Genomic DNA, 19,975 nt, shown 5'->3' with positions numbered 1-19,975 from the left:
TAATTCTAGGATGATAAGTTTCCTAAGGCTTTTTCAATCTGAGTAATCGCCATTTGTACCGCGATAGGAGTGATACCTTGATAAGGGTGTAAGGCGTAAATCGGATTTTCAGCTAACTCACAATCTTCCAATACTGGCATAAGTGTCTTGATGTGTTTACGACAAATGAAGTCAGGCACTATGCCGATACCAAAACCTTGCTCAATTAACTCAATACAAGATTGCAGGTTATTTGCCTGATGGGTTTGATGAAACGTAAGATGCTGCTTTTTGAGGCTTATCTTAGATGAAAATTCATGTGTGATTTCTTTACCTTGCCATGAGTTTGCAATGTAAGGCGCTCGCTCAATTGTCTCAGATATAGGCATGTTGGAGCTAAAATTAGCCTCAGATGAGCCTTTTAAAGTAATGCTGTCTAATATTGGAAATAGTCTTGATTGGCATACTTGGTCACGAAAGCTACCAAGGCGCTTTTGCTTTAAGTTACTCGCATCTGACAGGCCAATACGAATCGTTAAATCGATATCTTCTTGCATTAGGTCTTGATGGGTATCACTACTGATAAGCTCTAAATTGAGTTTTGTATTCCCTCTAAATGTTTCGGCTAATGCTGGAATAATCAAGGTATTCATTAATGCGTGAGGCGCACTGATTTTCAATTTGCCTTTTGGCTCCTCTTGCGCTTCTTTAGCTTGTAGCCAAGCTGATTCAGTTATCTTATTTAGCTCGCAACAGTCTTGATAAAAGGCCTCTCCCGCAGCGGTGAGATGCTGTTTTCTCGTGGTGCGCTTTAATAAGGTTACGCCTAGCTCTTGTTCTAAGAGTTTAAGCTGGTGGCTAACCACAGACTTAGATACGTCTAACTTTTCTGCCGCTTTAGTGATGCTCCCCGATGACACTATATGCATAAAAAGGGTCATATATTTAGCTTTGTTCATATTTTAATTGTTCTGTTTAAGTTTACAGTTATTTCTGATTCTTCTGTTTTTTGCTGGTAATAGCAAGGGTAAAGTACTTCAAAACATATAACAGAGGTGTAAATAATGTCTGATTCAAACGTTTTAGAAACATGTAAAGCAGGTATTGCGGCTTGGCAAGTAGCGTTTAATAACCAAGATGCAGCAGGTTGTGCCGCTCAGTATTGTGAAGATGCGAGTATGGAAGCGAGACCTATGGGAACTTTTACTGGTCGCTCTGAGATCCAAGCATTTTGGCAAAATATCATGGACCAAGGTTTTAAAGATGTAGATTATTCAGATGTAAACTGGGTAGCTGAAGGAGAAGATGGCTATATCTTAAGCTCTAACTGGACCATGAATAAAGCTTTTGGAGCAGTGCATAGAGAGCACTGGCAAATACAAGCTGATGGTAAAGCGAGACTGGTGAGCGATGTATTTGAAATACTAGGTGAGCGCTAATCGCTAGTTTTTGATAAGTATCATGCTTAGCAAAAAATGAATAAAAAGCCGCAAGAAATTGCGGCTTTTTTGTTTATAAATGAACGAATAAATTAAGGTGAAACGAGTTATTAAGTTAAGTCATGAGCCTAATTTGCTTAAAAATTGATACTTTAAAAAAGCTTAATTTAGCGCACTTTTAATATTTTCTTATATTGCTAATATAGCTCCCAAATTGACATGAAGTAAGCTAGTGAACCTGCGAATAAGTCCTCCCGCCTCAGCGTTTGGGTAAAAGTTTCTAACGGTATCAATGTATTACATTAGAATCATTGATCATAAAAAAACTTTATGAGATGGTTATTAATTGGACAAAAGCTTACTGAATGAGAGACGAAAAAACTCAATCATGTCTAAGCTTCCCGCTGCCAGTTGTTATCACTGCCTTGTTTAATTGGATATTGGAGTGTATTAAATGGAATTTTCTTTACAACAGTTATCTCTTGTTGAACTTGCTACCTTATTCCCGCAAAGGGATGTTTCTCAAAGCCAGTATACTTTTGCTGAAGAAGCCTTACCTCCTAATCATGTTTTTTCAAGGTCAATTGCCTTAAGTGAAGAGGGCAAAGCATTATTTTGGTCCATGCCTTATTTTATGAAAGACAGCTCGGGCTGCGTGATTGGAGCCTGTGGTTTTAACTCTGAGCCAGAAGGTGGTGAAGTTGATATTAGTTGTCATGTCTCTCCTTCCTATCAAAATCTTGGTGTAGCAGAGGAAGCCGTAAAGCAATTGTTAGAACGAGCCTTTTCTTATGCTAGTCAGGCGGGTCATGAACTTAACAAAATTCTTGCTTTAATTCCCGAAGATAATATCGCCTCAAAAAAAGTTGCTGAAAAGATTGGCTTTGTATTAAACCAAGACAAGCTATTAAGCCTGAAAGGGATTGAAAGATGGTCATATAGTCGAACCTAGGGAAACTGCGATTAAGTCACCTCTTCTAAGTCTTCTCAGAAAAAGTATCAATCAAGGCGTCACTTTGCCGCTTTTTTCTGATAAGAGCTGTAGGTACCTTTCGAGATGTGACAACACAGGGTGATACTTTTTTCTGAAATGCCATTTAGGTATTCTTCAAAGACCCGAAGGGCGTGCTCTAAAAGCACTACCTTTAAGTTGAGGATCTTATCAATAGAATAACTATTAAGTTGCGCTCCTCGCCATAAATCTAGTGGCTTTTATCCACACGCTGAGGCGGGAGGACTTATTCGCAGCTTCCCTAGATATTACCTAAACAACCCGTCATCTTAAAAGGAGTCAGTGAGGCTCCTTTTTTTATGGAAAGATAAAAGTTTATATTAGAAAATTGTATAAGCTCAATTGGTAATATCAATATTCATTTTTGGAATAAGTGTCGAGATTTAACCTTTATATATGATATTTTGAATTTAGAGGAAGCTACCTTCAGGAAAGAAGGTGGAAGACAAAGACATTCAAATACATAGAAGATAGCCATGTTATACCTAGATAAATTGCCTTTAGCCTTTTGGTTTAAATCGTATCAAAAGCAAGACTTCGTCAGTGACTTTATCGCTGGCTTAATTGCTACCATCATAATGGTGCCGCAAGGTATGGCGTATGCTTTGCTAGCTGGGGTACCTGCTGAGTATGGCTTGTATTGTGCTATTTTACCGTCTTTCTTCTATGCCATTTTAGGCAGTAGCCGCAGCTTATCTGTAGGCCCTGCCGCACTTATCTCTATCATGGTTGCCTCCAGTGTTGGCGCATTAGCACCAGAAACTGGCCAGATGTATCTTATTTATGCCATTAATATTTCCTTTCTTGTGGGGGCTTTTTTGTTGTTAATGCGCTTATTAAGGCTAGGTAGCATGACCAACTTTATTAGTCTGCCTGTGATAAGTGGTTTTACTAGCGCCTCAGCCATCATCATTCTAACGAGTCAGCTTAAGCACCTATTGGGGGTTGCTGTACCAACTGGGCTAAATTTTGCTGAAACACTTAAGGTGCTATTCGATCAAATATCTATCATTAATTACACCACACTGAGCATAGGGATAGGCGCCTGTATTGGTCTTTGGTATTTCAAAAACCTATTTCCGGGTCAGTTAAAGCGCTTAGGTTTAAATGCCTTGCTTGAACAAGCGCTCGCAAAAGCTGGCCCTATGTTTATCGTATTGGCCTTTGCCTATATTGTATTTTTTGGCCAACTGAATGATTTACACCAAGTTAAGGTAGTTGGTGCGATTCCAGAAGGGCTTCCTTCTCTGCAAGTGTTTCAGCTAGATGTGAGTTTATGGCAGGAGCTGGCTTTACCTTCATTGTTGATTGCGCTTATGTGCTTTGTGACAAGTATCAGTGTCGGGACAACCTTGGCGAATAAACGCAAAGAGCGTATCAATGCTAATCAGGAATTGTTAGCGCTTGGTGCGGCAAACCTGATGGCGGCGTTTAGTGGCACATTTGCGCTGGCTGCGAGTATGAGCCGTTCTGCGGTTAACCATAGTGCGGGAGCACAAACTACCCTAGCCAGTATTGTGTGCGCTTTAGGTGTACTCATTACCTTATTATTTTTAACGCCCTTCTTTTATTATTTGCCACTCGCTGTTCTTGGCGCAATTGTTGTTATGTCTGTGGCTTCCATGATAGAAGTTGAACAACTTAAGCGATGCTGGCGAGTAAACCGTACCGATGCTTATAGCTTGGTCGCGACATTTTTTACTGTTTTAGTCTTTGGGATCGAGATTGGTATTACAGTGGGTATTTGGGGTTCAGTTATGCTGGTTGTGTATCGCGCGAGCCACCCACATATGGCGGTTGTTGGTAGGGTAGGTAACAGTGAGCATTTTAGAAATATCAAACGTCATCAAGTGAATACTGAGCAGGGTATTCTGGCAATCAGAGTAGATGAGAGTATTTACTTCTCGAATGTGCAATGTATCGAAGATTATATCTTTACCCAGATTAATCTAGCCTCTGAAATACAGCATATTGTTTTGATCTTTAGTTCGGTGAGCTTTATTGATACCACAGCTTTGGATGCGTTTGAGGCTATGAAAACCAAACTGGAAGATTTAGGGATAAACTTGCATCTAGCCGAGGTGAAAGGGCCCGTGATGGACCAACTAAATCAGACCAGCTTTATTGAGCAGCTAAAGCCAGGGCAAATCTTTTTTACCACGGATGATGCCTTTAAACAGCTAGCTTAATAACTTAGGTTAGCATTAGTTGTTTCTTCTTTGCCTTTTCTTTAGTAAAGGGCAAAAACAGGTATAAGCGGCTACACTTCTAACAAGTAAATCGCTTTCAACTTGATGATCGAGGGCCCCATAGTTTCGTACATTTTAAGGGATAATATCGGTTTGTATGAGGCATTAACGCTAATTAATAAGGTTTAATTAGATGCCTAATCCGCGAGTAGATTCGTACTTAGAGCAACTAAATCAACTACTAAACTTTCAAGGTCTGAGTTGGTGGTTGATTGATGTAAGAGAGGACCCAGATTCCTTTTATTGCAACCACACTATGGCGCAAGCCTTTTCACTGGATTCCAATTTAGAAAAGCACTCTGTGAGTGAGACCTGTCCTATCGCAGGAGACTTTATCAGGAATGTTGAATTAAAGTCGGGGCGTCAGGCTAAATTAATTTTCACAGAATATCGACAGTTACTAAACCAAGAAATCAGCGAATATAACAATCAGTTTCCTTATTACAATCATACGCTTAAAGAGAATAGTTACTTTAAAAGTCGTGCTCGGGTACTCGACTATGAGGAAGACGGTAGCGTGTCATTAATCTTTGGCATCATTGAAGATATTAGTGAAATGGAAGCTCAGCGTTTAAAAATAGAGCAGCAAAAAAGCAAGTTTAAACATCTAAGCGAAAAGGATGCCGTCACTACCTTATTTAATCGTCGTTATTTTATGGCGTTATTTAAGCAAGGTTATGTTCAAGCTCAGCGAGAGCAATATCCTATTGGGATATTGATGATAGATGCTGACAACTTTAAAGACTATAACGATTATTATGGTCATCTTAAGGGAGATGAGTGCCTTATGATGATAGCCAAGTGCATACGTTCTATTTTTAATCGTAAGACAGATGTCGTTGCAAGGTTTGGTGGTGATGAATTTATTGTTTATATCGTCGATATAGACATTATTAAGTTGGAAGAGACGGCTTTAAAGCTAAAAACTAAGCTGTTAAATGAAAAGCGAGTGCAGCCCAAAGATGAAGGCGTACCCCAAATCAGTTTAAGCATAGGCGCTTATTTTGCCGTACCAAGAGTGGGTGACGATGATATAGAGACCTATATTAAAATTGCTGACGAGAACTTATACAAAGCAAAATCGAAAGGGAAAAATTGCCTTGAAATAAGCCAAAGTTAATTAAGAAGGTGTACTGATAATTGCTTAAACTTAGCTCACAATAGAAAGGCTAGGAATAAGCTGTATTCCTAGCCTACTAAAACGTTAAGTTTTGAGTCTAAAGCTCTTTTATGGCGCGGCCAATACCATCCAAGGTTAAAGGGTACATTTTATCCTTCATCAAAGACTTCATCATGCCAATTGAGTAATGATAGGACCAATGCTCTTCAGGTTGTGGATTTAGCCAAACCACATTATCAAAATGATTGGTTATCTTATTAAGCCAACTGGAGCCAGATTCCTGATTCCAATGTTCCACACTGCCGCCTGGCGCATCAATTTCATAGGGTCCCATAGTGGCATCGCCTACAAAGATCACTTTATAGTCGCGGCCAAAGCGATTAATTAAACTCATGGTATCGATTGATTCACTGCGGCGTCTAATGTTGTCTTCCCAGACATGCTCGTACAAACAATTATGGAAATAAAAAAAGGAAAGGTGCTTAAATTCGCTATGGGCTGCGCTGAAAAGCTCCTCACAGGTTTTAATGTAATCATCCATTGAACCGCCAATATCAAAAAACATTAATACTTTTACCGCATTATGTCGCTCTGGCTCCATATGAACATCAAGCATGCCGCCTTGTTTTGCTGTCGCACTAATGGTGCCGTTTAAATCGAGCTTTTCACTGGCACCCGTACGGGCAAAGCGTCGTAGTTTTTTAAGGGCCAATTTCATAGTGCGACTACTGATTTCTGTATTCGCATCCAAGTTTTTGTATTGTCTTTGTTGCCAGACTTTTACCGCTTTTCTTTGTCTTGGCTGATCTTCGCCAATACGAACCCCTTCTGGGTTGTAGCCACCAGATCCAAAAGGAGAGGTGCCGCCCGTTCCTATCCACTTACTGCCACCTGCATGGCGTTCCTTTTGTTCTTCAAAACGCTTTTTCAGGGTTTCCATCAGCTTATCTAGGCCGCCCATGGCTTCAATTTTGGCCTTTTCTTCTGGACTTAAGTTTTTCTCGAACTCTTTTCTAAGCCAATCTTCAGGAATTTGATAAGCCTGTTTTAGAGCAGAGAGAACATCTAAGTCTTGAATGCCACTAAAATAGTCAGCAAAGGCTTTATCAAATCTATCGTATTGAGTTTCATCTTTGACTAAGACGGTTCTGGCCAAAAAGTAAAAGGCATCAATATCCGCGAAGATAGCCTGATTTTTAAGTGCATTAATGAGATCTAACAATTCACGAATACTGGTTTTTAGCCGGTATTTTCGCAGTGTTAAAAAGAATTCAATCAGCATGATGCAATATCTCCAACATGAAGCATTAACTAACGACGTTTACTCATAAATGCGAGTTTCTGTAGCAGGCTGACATCTTGCTCATTTTTAAGTAGGGCACCAAAGAGAGGAACTAAGCCACCTTTATTGCTTTTGTCTCTAAGTACTTCTGGTTCGATATCTTCGGCGATGAGTAGTTTTAGCCAATCGAGCAACTCACTAGTGGAAGGCTTTTTCTTTAAGTGTGGTAGTTCACGTAATTGGAAAAAAACTTCTAAAGCCGTTGTTAGTAGATCTTGCTTAATGTGAGGGTGATGTACTTCTATAATTTGCTGCATTTCGTCTTTATTTGGAAAGTCGATATAGTGGAAAAAGCAGCGTCTTAAAAAGGCATCAGGTAGTTCTTTTTCATTGTTCGATGTAATGATAACAATAGGTCTTTGCTTAGCTACGATTCTTTCTTGAGTTTCGTACACATGGAATTCCATCTTATCTAACTCAAGTAATAAGTCGTTTGGAAATTCAATGTCAGCTTTATCTATCTCATCGATAAGCAGTACTGGGCGTACGTCAGCATCAAATGACTGCCACATTTTTCCCTTAACAATATAGTTGGCGATGTCATGGACTTTTTCATCGCCGAGCTGGCTATCTCTAAGGCGAGATACTGCATCATATTCGTATAAGCCTTGTTGAGCTTTAGTTGTTGACTTTATATGCCACTGAATCAATTCTGTGCCAAGAGAATCTGCCAGCTCTTGGGCCAACATGGTTTTACCTGTGCCTGGCTCACCTTTGATCAAAAGTGGTTTTTCTAACAACATGGCTGCATGAACTGCCAGTTTAAGAGACTCGCTGGCAACGTAGTTTTTAGTACCTTCAAATTTCACGGATAACCCCTAATGTATTAGCTCACCTAGTTAGCTAGGCTAACAATAAGTGTAAGTGATTTCATTTAAACAGAATCATCCCACAAAAGTTGTGAAATACCAATAATGCATATTTCGAAGGGTAGATATTTGAAATTGTTATTTGGCTGAATTGGCTAAGATGAAAAACTGAACGAATGTGCAAATAAAGAGATTAGAAGTTGGAACGACCGGTCAACTTCTATTAAGTCTGGCATTATTTTTTTATAATAATCCTATATTAAGTGAAGCAACTTTTTACTTGATTTCTCTTTGTTTTAAATTCCCTTTTGCTTATACAATTTGTTTCAAGCAAACCCAGAGCATTTATGCTCTGGGTTTTTTTATGCCTATTATTTAATCAAACCTCATATACATTCTTTATAGAAGATTCAAACTCCTTATAAAGCCTGATAAATGATACACTTAGCTTCAGGTGAAACGACTATTAAGGTGTCGTAACCTCATGTCTTTAATATCTATCAAAGTTTCTTCTCTTAAAAATAGAGTTAAATCTTAATGAAAGGCTATTTAGTTTCACTAAATGCTAATAGGTATTAAATTGCATATTTCGACACACTAAATAGAGCGCCTAAATCACTAATGTTGGACTACCAAGGGACATTCGGTGACGTTAAAAGAACAATTGCGCTAGGTTAATTTTATAATACTTTCTAGTGCAACATATAATTATAATTAATAGGAAGCCAACAAAATGAAGCTGAAAGAATCCAGTAATGGTAGAGCAGAGTATAGTACGGCGTATAAAGTAGGTCAGGACAATGTGCAAGTGATGGGGTTGGATTTCCTTAACCCTGTATTCATGAGCAGTGCGTTTATTATTTTTGCTTTTATTTTAGGTACCATTTTATTTCCCGCTGATGCGAAAGAAATATTAGTCGGTGCTAGAGGGTGGTCAATTAATAACTTTGATTGGCTGTTTATGATAAGTGGTAATATTTTTGTATTATTCTGCTTAGCATTAATTGTATTACCAGTGAGTAAAATCCGTTTAGGGGGCACAGAAGCAAAACCTGAGCACTCAACTCTGACATGGTTCTCTATGTTATTTGCAGCGGGTATGGGCATAGGCCTAATGTTTTGGAGTGTTGCTGAGCCAGTGGCTTATTATACCGGTTGGTATGGCACACCTTTGAATGTTGAAGCAAGAACACCAGGTGGTGAACAGCTAGCAATGGGTGCAACCATGTTCCACTGGGGTCTTCACCCTTGGGCTATTTACGGTGTTGTCGCATTATCCCTAGCATTTTTTGCTTATAACAAAGGGCTACCTTTAACCATACGTTCTGCTTTTTATCCGCTACTAGGCGAAAAAGTATGGGGTGTGATTGGTCACTTTATTGATGTACTGGCCGTGATTGCTACCATCTTTGGTTTGGCAACATCACTTGGTCTAGGTGCTCAACAGGCAACCAGTGGTCTTAACTTCTTATTTGATGTACCTAACACGCTTACGACTCAAATTATCGTGATTTTAGTTGTCACTGCTGTGGCAATCGTTTCTGTTGCTAGAGGGTTAGAAGGTGGTGTTAAATTATTGAGTAACATCAATATTATGATTGCTGCCGCATTGGCTTTGTTTGTATTGGTTGTCGCAAATACGGGCGCTATCTTTGGTTCAATGGGAACCATCTTCCTAGGCTATGTTGAAAACATTATTCCACTAAGTAGCTGGATTGGCCGTGAAGACCAAACCTTCTTCCATGGTTGGACTGTATTCTATTGGGCTTGGTGGGTTTCTTGGGCGCCATTTGTTGGTATGTTTATCGCTCGCGTTTCTCGCGGCCGTACCGTACGTGAATTCTTAGTTGCTGTATTGTTAGTACCTACGTTTGTCTCTCTAATCTGGATGGCAATCTTTGGTGGTTCTGCAATCGATCAAGTGAATAACGGTGTAGGCGAATTAGCAAACGGCATTTCTGATGCGTCACTTGCTATGTTCCAAATGTTTGAGCATTTACCTCTGACTGGTTTGATCTCATTTGTTGGTATTGTATTAGTACTTGTCTTCTTTGTTACCTCTTCTGACTCTGGTTCATTAGTTATTGATGGCATCACAGCAGGTGGTAAAACAGATGCACCTATGATTCAGCGCGTTTTCTGGGCTGTATTAGAAGGTATTATCGCAATTGCCTTGCTTATTGGTGGTGGATCAGAAGCGTTATCCGCGATCCAAGCCGCAGCGATTACAATTGGCTTACCATTCTCCGTGTTAATGTTGGTGATGTGTGTCAGCTTGTATAAGGGTCTGCAATCTGATTTGCACCTGGTTAAGTAATACGCTTTAAACATGTTGCTCTAATAAAGCGGTGTATGGCTTCATACATCGCTTTATTTATTTTAGATCTGTATAAATATGCTTGATTGTTTAAGCTAGGTGGTGAAGAAGTATGATGGAAGTGGAATTAACAGAGATGTTGGATGCCTTAAATCAGTATCCGCCCTTTAGTGAAATGCAAGAGCCTGAGCTGATAGAGCAGATGGTCCATGAAATTGAAATTCAATATGTACGAAATGGCGAGTCCATTATCGTACCCAATACCATTAACGAGCACCTTTATTTTATTCGAAGTGGTGCGGTTGAAGTTTTATCAACCAAAGATCAGTTACTAAGGCGCATGGAAGAGGGGGAGCTTTTCGGTTATTTATCCCTACTACGTGATGGTAAAGTCAGTCAGGAAATCAAAGCAATTGAAGACTGTTTGTTTTACCTCATTCCTGCTCATTGGTTTAAAAAACTTTATGTAGAATACGATATCTTTTCAGACTTTTTTGAGCTGATTAGAGAGAACCGTTTGCGCACAGCCATAGAGGCGCAAAACCAAAACTCTAATCAAGATGTCTCCTTAATGACATGCCCTGTAAAAAGCTTATTAAGACGCCCACCGATTAGTATCGAAGATGATGTCAGCATTCAACAAGCGGCACAAAGAATGGCGGATAAGCGTGTTTCAAGTTTACTGATTACCCATGAGGAAGAGTTGGTCGGCATAGTAACCGACAGAGACCTAAGAACCCGAGTGATAGCCAAAGGCCTAAGTTATGATGAATCCGTAAAGGTCATCATGACAGAAGATCCAATTACATTGGACAGTGGTGACTTTGCCTCAGAAGCTGTGATGAAAATGATGGCTCAAAATGTTCACCATTTACCTATTACTAAAAATGGCAAAGCCATAGGGGTAATAAGTACCGGGGATATAGTGCAAAAAGAAAGCCACGGTAGTATGTATCTCATCAGTGACATCTTTAAACAGCAAGACGTGAGTGCGTTACAGGCTATCAGCCGTAAAATGACCCATACCTTTACCCAATTGGTTCATGCTGATGCCAACAGTGTCATGATAGGCAATGCCTTGTCCCGAATAGGTACTACCTTCATTGAACGCTTATTGCAGCTGGCTGAGAAGAAATTTGGCCCAGCGCCTATTCCCTTTTGTTTTATTGCACTAGGTTCTCAAGCTAGAGAAGAGCAAACGATCAGCACAGATCAAGACAATGCCTTTATCTTATCGGATGATTATGATGAGGAAGTGCATGGGGAGTATTTTAAAACCCTTGCTGATTGGTTATGTCAGAGTTTAGATCAGTGTGGTTATCCACTTTGTACGGGCGATATTATGGCCAGCAATACTTTGTGGCGCCAACCTTTGTCACAATGGAAAAGCTACTTTAGCGATTGGATTCAAAACCCTAAACCTGAAGCCTTGTTAAGAAGCTCTATCTTTTTTGATTTGCGCTGTGTGTATGGTGAGCAATCATTAGCAAGACAATTAACAGACCATATTCACTTACAGACTCAACAGCATAGACGCTTCTTATCTCATATGTCTCGCAATGCTAACCAGAGAAAGCCGCCTTTGGGTTTCTTTAGGCAGTTTGTACTTGATGGAAGTGGTAAACAGTCTAAAACATTTAACCTAAAAGAAAGGGGCATAGCGCCCATTATTGATATTGTTCGAGTTCATGCTTTAGCCTGTGGTAGTCGTAAACTTAATACCATGGAGCGACTGCAAGATATTGAAGCGGCCGGTATTCTTCAAGAAGGTCGAGCACGTGACTTAGCCATGGCATTAGAGCTTATCAGCATGGTGAGAATACGGCATCAAACCGAACAGATTGATCAAGGCTTAACACCGAATAACCATGTTAACCCAGAGCATTTATCTAGCCTTGAAAGGCGTAATTTAAGGGATGCCTTTCATGTCGTATCGCGCCAGCAAGAGTTTATTAAGTTTCGTTATGCAGGTGAGCGTTCCTAATGTTAGCCAAGCTGTACGATAATTTTAGACAAGATAGTAATCAGGCCTTTGATTGGCATGATTACTATTTAACTCAAGCACAAACCTTACCCGAAGGGCCGCTAAAGCGTTTTTATCAAGCGGGAGTACCTGCACTTGATACTAAGCTTGCAGACTCTCCCATGCTAGCTTTAGACCTTGAAACCACTGGGCTTCGAAGTCAAAAAGACACTATAGTGAGTGTGGGGTCTGTGACCATGAGTACTAAGCGGGTGAAATGTGCCAGTGCTCAATATTGGGTGGTTAATCCTGGCGCTAGACTGTCTGCCGAATCCATTACTATCCATGAATTAACACATTCAGATGTGGAACAAGCACCGCCTTTAAGCCGTTACTTTGAGTCAATTTTAGAGGCAATGGCAGGGAAGGTTGTCGTGGTACATTGTGCTGCAATTGAAAGGCAGTTTCTTTATCAGGCGGCCAAAAAACTATACGGACAAGATTTATTCTTTCCCATTTTAGATACTTTGGCAATCGAACAAAAAGTGCTCAAACAAAGGTCTTTGTTAAAGCGAATTTTCACCGCAAATACGTCTGTACGTTTAGATGCCTGTCGTCAAAGATATGGCCTTCCTAGATATAAAGCCCATCATGCCCTAACCGATGCTTTCTCATCCGCTGAATTGTTACAAGCGCAAATTGCCCATCATCTTGATGCAGATAAACCGCTAGCAGACTATTGGAGTTGAACTCGCTAGGGAACTTGCGAATAAGTCCTCCTGCTTCAGCGTGTGGATAAAAGCCTCTAGATTAAGTGTCTTAAAAATAAGACACTTAATCTTCTAAGAGGTTAACCTGCAATGTAAATACACTTGGCTCAATCTGAACCTTGTTTTACAATCCATTTTTCCCTGACTTATTTCTTAGGTTAGGAAATAACTGCTTACTAGAATCTTTCTATTCGTTTCAAATCATAGGGACATTATGAATACGTCGGTGAATAAAGGCATAGTGCCTGCTCTGTCTGCCTATATTTTATGGGGGATAACACCTATTTACTTCAAGTGGATGGCAGATGAAAATCCACTGGATATTGTGGCGAATAGGGTTATTTGGTCTGTTGCTCTGTTAGCGATCGTGATTACATTTATGGGTAAGTGGGGCAACGTAAAAAGCGCACTTGCTTCAAGTAAAACCGTTAAAACCTTGTTAGCCACTACCTTTTTAATCGGGGTGAATTGGTCTGTTTTTATCTATGCTATCGCAACAGATAGGATGATAGATGCAAGCTTAGGCTATTATATTAATCCGCTTATTAGTGTCATATTGGCTTATTTCTTTTTGAGTGAGCGCCTGAATAGAGTTCAACTTATCGCTTTAGGATTGGCTGTAATAGGGGTAGGTATACAGGTTGTCGCTTTAGGTTATTTACCTTGGATTTCGATACTCTTAGCCTTGTCGTTTGGTTTTTATGGTCTTTGCCATAAGAAAACACCGACAGACAGTTTTACCTCTTTATTTGTTGAAACTAGTCTTCTCATGCCAATTGCCTTTATCATTATGGGCTACTTGTACAATGCTGGTGGTAATGTCGCGGAGCGAGAGTTAACGACTTGGATGCTATTTATGCTTGCTGGCCCTGTGACAACACTGCCTTTATTACTATTTTCGCTTGCCTCTAAAACAGTCAAGCTCTCGACCTTAGGTTTTATGCAATACATTGGACCAACCATGATTCTAGGGTTGGCGATCTTTGTTTATGGCGAAGAACTAGAGCCAGCTAAGGCGCTAACCTTTACCTTTATTTGGATCGGCCTACTGCTTTATGGTTTTGATTCAGTAAGACGAGATTCAAAACGCCATAAACCCGCCAATCATTAACTTAGGCCTTAATAGTTTAGGCCTCTATCTGGACCTGCTTTCTTAATAGCAGGTCCAATAAACCATAGCTGATAGCAGCGACGAAAATACCAATAATAGGTGCAACCCATTCGCTTAAGTAAGCGGCACCAGACCCTATCGAATAAGCTATAAGTCCAACATAATTTACCTTTGAGAAGGTGACATCTTCAAAACTAAGCATATCGTGACGACGCTTAAGCCAGAAGTCGGTGATAATAATAGCGCCGATAGGTGGAATGAAGGTGCCTAATAGAATCAAAAAGGGAATGAGGAATTCATACATACCAAATACAGCGAGTAGTGTGCCTATGCCTGCTCCGGCTAGAATAACTCGGCTTCTTTGCTTAGTTCGCAATAAATGGCAGCCAGCAGCGGCAAAGTTATAAATGGTATTATCTTGGGTTGTCCAAATATTGCTAAATAACATCAAGACAGCAATCAGTATAAACCCTTGGCTAACAAGCACATCGACCATATCTGCTTGCTGGTAAACTAAACTACCAAAGGCTCCAATAAACACCATCAAACCATTGCCTATAAAGAATGCCAATAGGGTACTTGTAATCGCAATTTTCCCAGACTTTGAGAAGCGACTCCAATTGGTGGCTTGAGTTGCACCACTAACAAAGGTACCAAATACCAAAGTAATTGCAGCTGAATAGCTTAAGCTCTGTTCGGGCGTTTGACTGATTAGTGCCTCTATTCCACCTATATCAATCGCCCCTTGAAAGAGGCTTAAACCAATGAAAAAGAGCATGGCAGGGACAGATATCTTAGATAAAATTTCTAAGCCTCGATAGCCAATGAGAGCAGTGAGACAAAAAGCGAATCCAAAGAAAAGCATTAATGGCAGAGTAAGGCTTTGAGATAAATTGAGTAATTCAACAAGTACAATAGCAATGGTGGCCGTGCCCCAGGCGTACCAACCTATTTGGGTAAAACCAAGTATGAGGTCGACAAGCTTACTACCTTGGTTACCAAAGCAATAACGACTAAGAAGAACAGTATTAAGACCAGTACGATAGGCAATATAACCTAGGCTTGCAGCGTAACTACCCAGTAACAAGTTACCAATAACAATGAGACCAATAAGCTCATAAAAACTAAAGGATGAGCCTAGTTTTCCCCCAGCCCACATGGTTGCAGTAAAAAAGGTGAAACCTAACAATACGCTCGTCATTGAGACAAAGCCCTTGCGTTGATCGAAAGGCACAGGGCTTAAGGGGAAGTCATTATTTGAGAACATGTCACTATCCATATTGTGTTTAAACTAGATTCGTACAAAGTGAAAAGGGTTGCAAGCAATATGCAGAAATCCCCTTTTTAGGTTAGGGCGTTAGCGGTCTTTTAAAATAAGGGGCTTTTAAAAGAAGAGGCTTTTAAAATAGCGGTCTTGTTTCAAACTATTCCTCATCCATTCTTAAGTACCAAATAAGCTCGCAAGTAGATAGAAGAGCCGCATAAAAAGAGCCAAGCTAAAAAGTGAATAAGAGTAGTGGTGAAATGTCCTGTAATACTTATGGTTTTTGAATAGGTTTATAAAGATGGGTTTCCTATAGAACTGAACTTGCATGTAATTGAGTTTTTCTAATATAAGTTGTTGTTATAGTTGTACTAATTGTTTAATTGACGAGACTAAATATGATTGAAATGTGGAAAAAACTGAGTAAGATTATTTTCCATTATGTGCGTAAGGTGTGGTTTTAGTTCTAGATTACGGGTTGTTGAAGTGATGTAGAGAGTCCGCTCGTAAGCTTTTATTGGTACAACTGAATCACAAATTAACGGTTTATTAATGAATAAATATGAGACTCAGCTTTGCTAAGTATAAAAGTTGATGGCAATACAGCTTATTCCGTAACTTGGCGATTTTGAACTAATAATGTTCCTTCAGTAAACGTTCAAATGATTAGAGCCAAGTTAGTGAAAATCATCAGGGTCTGAGGTAAAAGCCCTCATTTAAAATTCGAATAGGTGGCTGTAAAACCTTACTTTTCAGAAGATGTTTTTGCTTGCAAAAAGTGGGGGTGTTCATAGATGTTAGTTTGAATCAGTCTATCGTGACTTGTTCATCTTCTGAATATCATAAATAAACCTACTAAAAATCAGTTTGGGATATAAAAAAGGAGTTTTAATTGATACATATATCAAGAGTCAAAATAGAGAACTTCAGAAATTTTCAAAATTTTGAAATTATTACTAATAGGAATATGGTTGTTGTTGGGGAAAATAAAGTTGGTAAAAGTAATTTTCTTTTTGCCCTTAGACTGATACTTGATCCTTCTTTGTCAGAATTAGAACGATTTCTCAATGTTGATGACTTTTGGGATGGCTTAGGAGTGAATAAAATTGGGAACACAATTAAAGTATCTATAGATATTGATAATATTAATAGCTCTGAAACGATGTTGTCGGTGTTAGCCGATGGGCTAGTTAATGTTGCAACGCACACTGCAAGAATTACATATGAGTTTAAGCCTCGTGGTGGAGTCGAAAATCTTACTATTAATGACTACGAATACATTACTTATCTTGGAAATAATACCGAAAACCTTATTCCTCGTACCTTTCGACGATGTTTACAAATGGAGCTTTTTCATGCTTTGAGAGATTGTGAAAGAGAGCTCAAAAATAGTAATCGCTCACCAATAAGAGCTTTTTTAGATGATGTCAGTAAGAACTTAACTGAACAACAAAAGGTTTCTATAGCCGCAGGATTTGAACAAACACAAGGAGCACTTGATGGCGTTCCTAGTATCGATAATATAGCTGTTAACATAAACAATATGCTTGAAACTATTGTTGGTACTAATCATGTTACACAGGTTAGTTTGAAGTTAGCACCACAGGACATAAATAAACTCGTTAGATCATTGCAATTATTGATAGATGCAGGACTTAGGACAGTAAGTCAAGCTAGTACTGGGAGCTCAAATATACTATTTTTGACTTTAAAGTTACTTAAGTTGCAGCATTCGATTCAACAAGGTGAACAAGAGTTTACTTTTTTAGCAATTGAAGAACCTGAAGCGCACTTACATCCTCATATCCAAAGGCTATTGTTTGACTATTTTTATAATTCAGAAGCAAATCTAAATACTATATTAACAACACACTCCCCACATATAGCTAGTTCCGCACCATTACAATCATTAATTGTGTTTAAAGAACACACGACTGGTGCTCAACGCTCAACTGCGGGCTATTCTTTAGCAAACTCAACTTTAAGTCCAAATGATATTGAAGATATGAGCAGATATTTGACTGTAACAAAAGGAGAGATGCTTTTCGCTCGAGGAGTTATTTTAGTCGAAGGAGATGCTGAGGAGTTTTTAATACCAGAGTTAGCAAATAAGCTAGGTTATGAACTAGATAAAAAGGGCATTTCAATATGTTCAGTTGCAGGTACAAACTTTGCACCGTATGTAAAGTTTTTAAATAGCATTGGAACACCATTTACGATTATTACAGATCGAGACCCTTTAAACCTACCTGTTCCTTTGGGAATAACAAGAATTGATAAGCTATTAGAATTGATTCTTCCTACTTATCGAGAAGGCGTAAACCCTGAAGCTACGATCATCTCAATAGGTCAGGCTCAAGGTATTTTCACGAACATTCAGACTCTTGAAACTGAATTAATCAGCTCGCCAGTCTTAAAAACTATCATATGCGATATTTTGTTAGAAGAGCATGGGGAGAGGCAACGTGTTGGACCAATTATTGAAAGTTGGAAAAATAATCAAACGACTGTAGATATGCCAGCATTACTAAGGTACATACAAGAAATTGGTAAAGGTCGCTTTGCTAAGAGGCTGAGTCACAGACTACCTGATGGGCAGTGTCCTCAATATATTATTTCGTCTTTTGAGTATATTACTAATGCAACGTAATGTAGCTAGTTTATATAAAACCGAAGCTCTTCAATTAAATGAGTTGGGTCAAAAGGCTGCCTATGACTCTAATACTAATTGTGCTGTTATTGCTGGACCAGGAAGTGGTAAAACAAAAACTTTAGTATTAAAGGTCGCGAAAATTCTTGATGAAGAAATCAATGACTATCAGAAGGTTGCATGTATAACATATAGTCGTCAATGTTGTAGGGAATTACAACAGAGGTTTAAAAAAATTGGTATATCTTCAAATGAAAATTTATATGTCGGGACGGTACACAGCTTTTGTTTAAGTCAAATAGTGTCCCCATTAGCACACCTGATTGAGTCGGAATTACCCGTTTCATATTCAATTGCCAATGAAAAACAACGAAACGATAGTTTTGAATCTGCTAAAGCTTATATAGGTGATGCAGCAAAATATTGCAGCTTCGCAACTATGACAAACTATAGAATGTCCTATCTTGAACGTGACGAATCTTTTGATAGTAATGATATTCTGTATGCTAATTTAGTCACAAACTATGAGCAGTTTTTACGAAGTGCTGGCTTAGTAGACTTTGATGATCTAATTTTAATCTCTCGAAAGATGATAAAAGATTATGCGTGGATAAGGGATATTCTGAAAGCAAAGTTTCCAATTATTGTCATAGACGAGTATCAGGATTTAGGAAAACCATTACATGAAATAGTATTATTACTAGTTGATCATGGCGTAAAAGTAATAGCTGTAGGCGATGTTGATCAATCTATTTATGGATTTACAGGGGCCCATCCAGAATTACTTTTAAGCCTAAGTGAACGTAGTGATTTTGATAAAGTAGAAATGAAACTTAACTATCGTTCAGCTCAAAATATAGTTAATCTTTCGGATGGTTTCGTGGGTACTAATAAAGGAGTTGTTGCACATAACCAGAATAGAGTTGCAACTATTGATTACCATTTATGCCCTAATGGGCTAGAAGAGCAAGTTGAGCAGGCACTAGAAAAGGCACTAGATTGCGTAGATGTGTTGGAGGAGAGAACACTTAGTGACGTCGCAATATTATACCCAGACGCAAAAATAGGCGATATAGTTGCACAAAAAGCATCAGAAAAAGGTTTGTTTTACAACCGAGTAGATAATAACGCTCCATACAGAAAAAATCCAATGACAAATTTCATTGAAGACTGCGCGTCTTGGATTACATTTGACTGGAAGGAACAAGGTAAGAGTATTTGTTTAAATGATCTAATAAAGTCCTATACTTTGCTTACTCGTAACTTTATTGATGATATAGATTCAGCTACCCTTAATTTCGTCAAGTTTTTATGGAGTTCCAAAAACATATCTCATTTGATTACCCCAGGCGCTTTTGTGTGCAAGATGATTAGTGATCACTTTTCAGTATTTATTGGTGAGCCTAGAACAAAGGATGATTTCAATGAAGTTTTGAAAATGCAAAGTTCATTGAAAGACAATGGAGCTCTTCACAACATAAACCTACAGATGCTTGGAGATAATAGGAATCAATCAGACAAGCTCAACCTTATAACATATCACTCTAGCAAAGGTTGTGAATATGACGTTGTTATCGCTATAGGATTAGATAATGGAGTTTTTCCAAGGTTGGTTTATAACCCTAGAGAAAAAGCTTGGTACTATCCTGAAGATAAAGAACTTCAAGAGAAGAGACGGCTTTTCTTTGTAGCTCTAACAAGAGCTAAATATGATGTTCACTTTTTCAAGTCGGAACATTTTTATACCAGAAGTAGGTATAAAATGAATTACGGGCAAAGTATTTTTTTAGATGAATTAGATAAAAAACTAAACTCTTAAGAGGGCTCTAATCGTGGCTTTATTGAGATCAAGTTTTATCGGAACAGGCACGCCAATTTGACCTTATTTCTATTAAAAGGCGCGTACTTTTCTGTGTGGCGAATTTTATCAGGACATATATGGACGCTCCC

The 19,975-nt window shown here is 38.9% G+C and carries 14 protein-coding genes; 10 read left to right on the top strand and 4 right to left on the bottom strand.

Features of this window, described 5'->3' with window-relative positions; all coding sequences use genetic code 11:
* Window positions 1-5: 5 nt before the first annotated feature.
* Window positions 6-920 carry a LysR family transcriptional regulator gene (locus TW85_RS14020; RefSeq protein ID WP_238326219.1) on the bottom strand — a complete coding sequence of 305 codons (915 nt, stop codon included), beginning with the start codon at window positions 918-920 and terminating at the stop codon, window positions 6-8.
* Window positions 921-1,043: 123 nt separating this feature from the next.
* Here TW85_RS14020 and TW85_RS14015 point away from each other — a divergent pair, with 123 nt between their 5' ends.
* The 4 genes from TW85_RS14015 to TW85_RS14000 all read left to right on the top strand — a co-directional run bounded on the left by TW85_RS14015 (window position 1,044) and on the right by TW85_RS14000 (window position 5,799).
* Window positions 1,044-1,418: a nuclear transport factor 2 family protein gene (locus tag TW85_RS14015; protein WP_046017764.1), complete on the top strand. Its 375-nt coding sequence runs from the start codon at window positions 1,044-1,046 to the stop codon at window positions 1,416-1,418.
* 454 nt (window positions 1,419-1,872) lie between these two features.
* Window positions 1,873-2,370: a GNAT family N-acetyltransferase gene (locus TW85_RS14010; protein ID WP_052702213.1), complete on the top strand. Its 498-nt coding sequence runs from the start codon at window positions 1,873-1,875 to the stop codon at window positions 2,368-2,370.
* 536 nt (window positions 2,371-2,906) lie between these two features.
* Complete coding sequence (gene sulP / locus TW85_RS14005; RefSeq protein ID WP_046017763.1) at window positions 2,907-4,619, top strand: sulfate permease; 1,713 nt, start codon at window positions 2,907-2,909, stop codon at window positions 4,617-4,619.
* Window positions 4,620-4,812: 193 nt separating this feature from the next.
* Entirely contained in the window at window positions 4,813-5,799 is a 987-nt protein-coding gene (locus TW85_RS14000) for a GGDEF domain-containing protein (RefSeq protein ID WP_052702211.1), read from the top strand.
* A gap of 97 nt (window positions 5,800-5,896) precedes the next feature.
* Here TW85_RS14000 and TW85_RS13995 read toward each other — a convergent pair whose 3' ends face one another.
* Both TW85_RS13995 and TW85_RS13990 read right to left on the bottom strand, forming a co-directional pair.
* Window positions 5,897-7,081 carry a VWA domain-containing protein gene (locus TW85_RS13995; RefSeq protein ID WP_046017762.1) on the bottom strand — a complete coding sequence of 395 codons (1,185 nt, stop codon included), beginning with the start codon at window positions 7,079-7,081 and terminating at the stop codon, window positions 5,897-5,899.
* Between the two features lie 29 nt (window positions 7,082-7,110).
* Window positions 7,111-7,950 (bottom strand): MoxR family ATPase, encoded by an 840-nt coding sequence (locus tag TW85_RS13990; RefSeq protein WP_046017761.1) that lies wholly within the window; start codon window positions 7,948-7,950, stop codon window positions 7,111-7,113.
* 733 nt (window positions 7,951-8,683) lie between these two features.
* Between TW85_RS13990 and TW85_RS13985 the strand changes: the two genes are divergently transcribed.
* The 4 genes from TW85_RS13985 to rarD all read left to right on the top strand — a co-directional run bounded on the left by TW85_RS13985 (window position 8,684) and on the right by rarD (window position 14,111).
* Entirely contained in the window at window positions 8,684-10,267 is a 1,584-nt protein-coding gene (locus TW85_RS13985; protein WP_046017760.1) for a BCCT family transporter, read from the top strand.
* A 112-nt stretch (window positions 10,268-10,379) separates the two neighbouring features.
* Window positions 10,380-12,251, top strand: a complete 1,872-nt coding sequence (locus tag TW85_RS13980) for a putative nucleotidyltransferase substrate binding domain-containing protein (protein ID WP_052702210.1) — start codon at window positions 10,380-10,382, stop codon at window positions 12,249-12,251.
* A complete protein-coding gene (locus TW85_RS13975) occupies window positions 12,251-12,979 on the top strand; it encodes a 3'-5' exonuclease (protein WP_046017759.1) in 729 nt (242 codons plus the stop codon). The genes TW85_RS13980 and TW85_RS13975 overlap by 1 nt, the downstream gene beginning before the upstream one ends.
* A gap of 235 nt (window positions 12,980-13,214) precedes the next feature.
* Window positions 13,215-14,111: an EamA family transporter RarD gene (rarD, locus tag TW85_RS13970; protein WP_046017758.1), complete on the top strand. Its 897-nt coding sequence runs from the start codon at window positions 13,215-13,217 to the stop codon at window positions 14,109-14,111.
* Between the two features lie 16 nt (window positions 14,112-14,127).
* On the opposite strand, the gene codB is transcribed toward rarD, so the two are convergent.
* Window positions 14,128-15,378 carry a cytosine permease gene (gene codB / locus TW85_RS13965; protein ID WP_238326218.1) on the bottom strand — a complete coding sequence of 417 codons (1,251 nt, stop codon included), beginning with the start codon at window positions 15,376-15,378 and terminating at the stop codon, window positions 14,128-14,130.
* 889 nt (window positions 15,379-16,267) lie between these two features.
* Between codB and TW85_RS13960 the strand changes: the two genes are divergently transcribed.
* Together TW85_RS13960 and TW85_RS13955 are read left to right on the top strand one after the other, a co-directional pair.
* Window positions 16,268-18,025 (top strand): AAA family ATPase, encoded by a 1,758-nt coding sequence (locus TW85_RS13960; RefSeq protein WP_202904864.1) that lies wholly within the window; start codon window positions 16,268-16,270, stop codon window positions 18,023-18,025.
* Complete coding sequence (locus tag TW85_RS13955) at window positions 18,015-19,844, top strand: ATP-dependent helicase (RefSeq protein ID WP_046017756.1); 1,830 nt, start codon at window positions 18,015-18,017, stop codon at window positions 19,842-19,844. Before TW85_RS13960 ends, TW85_RS13955 begins: the two co-directional genes overlap by 11 nt.
* The last annotated feature ends 131 nt before the right edge of the window (window positions 19,845-19,975 follow it).

This window comes from Marinomonas sp. S3726 (genome assembly GCF_000967665.1).
In the GTDB taxonomy this organism is placed as follows: Bacteria; Pseudomonadota; Gammaproteobacteria; order Pseudomonadales; family Marinomonadaceae; genus Marinomonas.
Note: the sequence above shows the minus strand (reverse complement) of the source record. Positions and strands in the feature narration are given on the sequence as shown.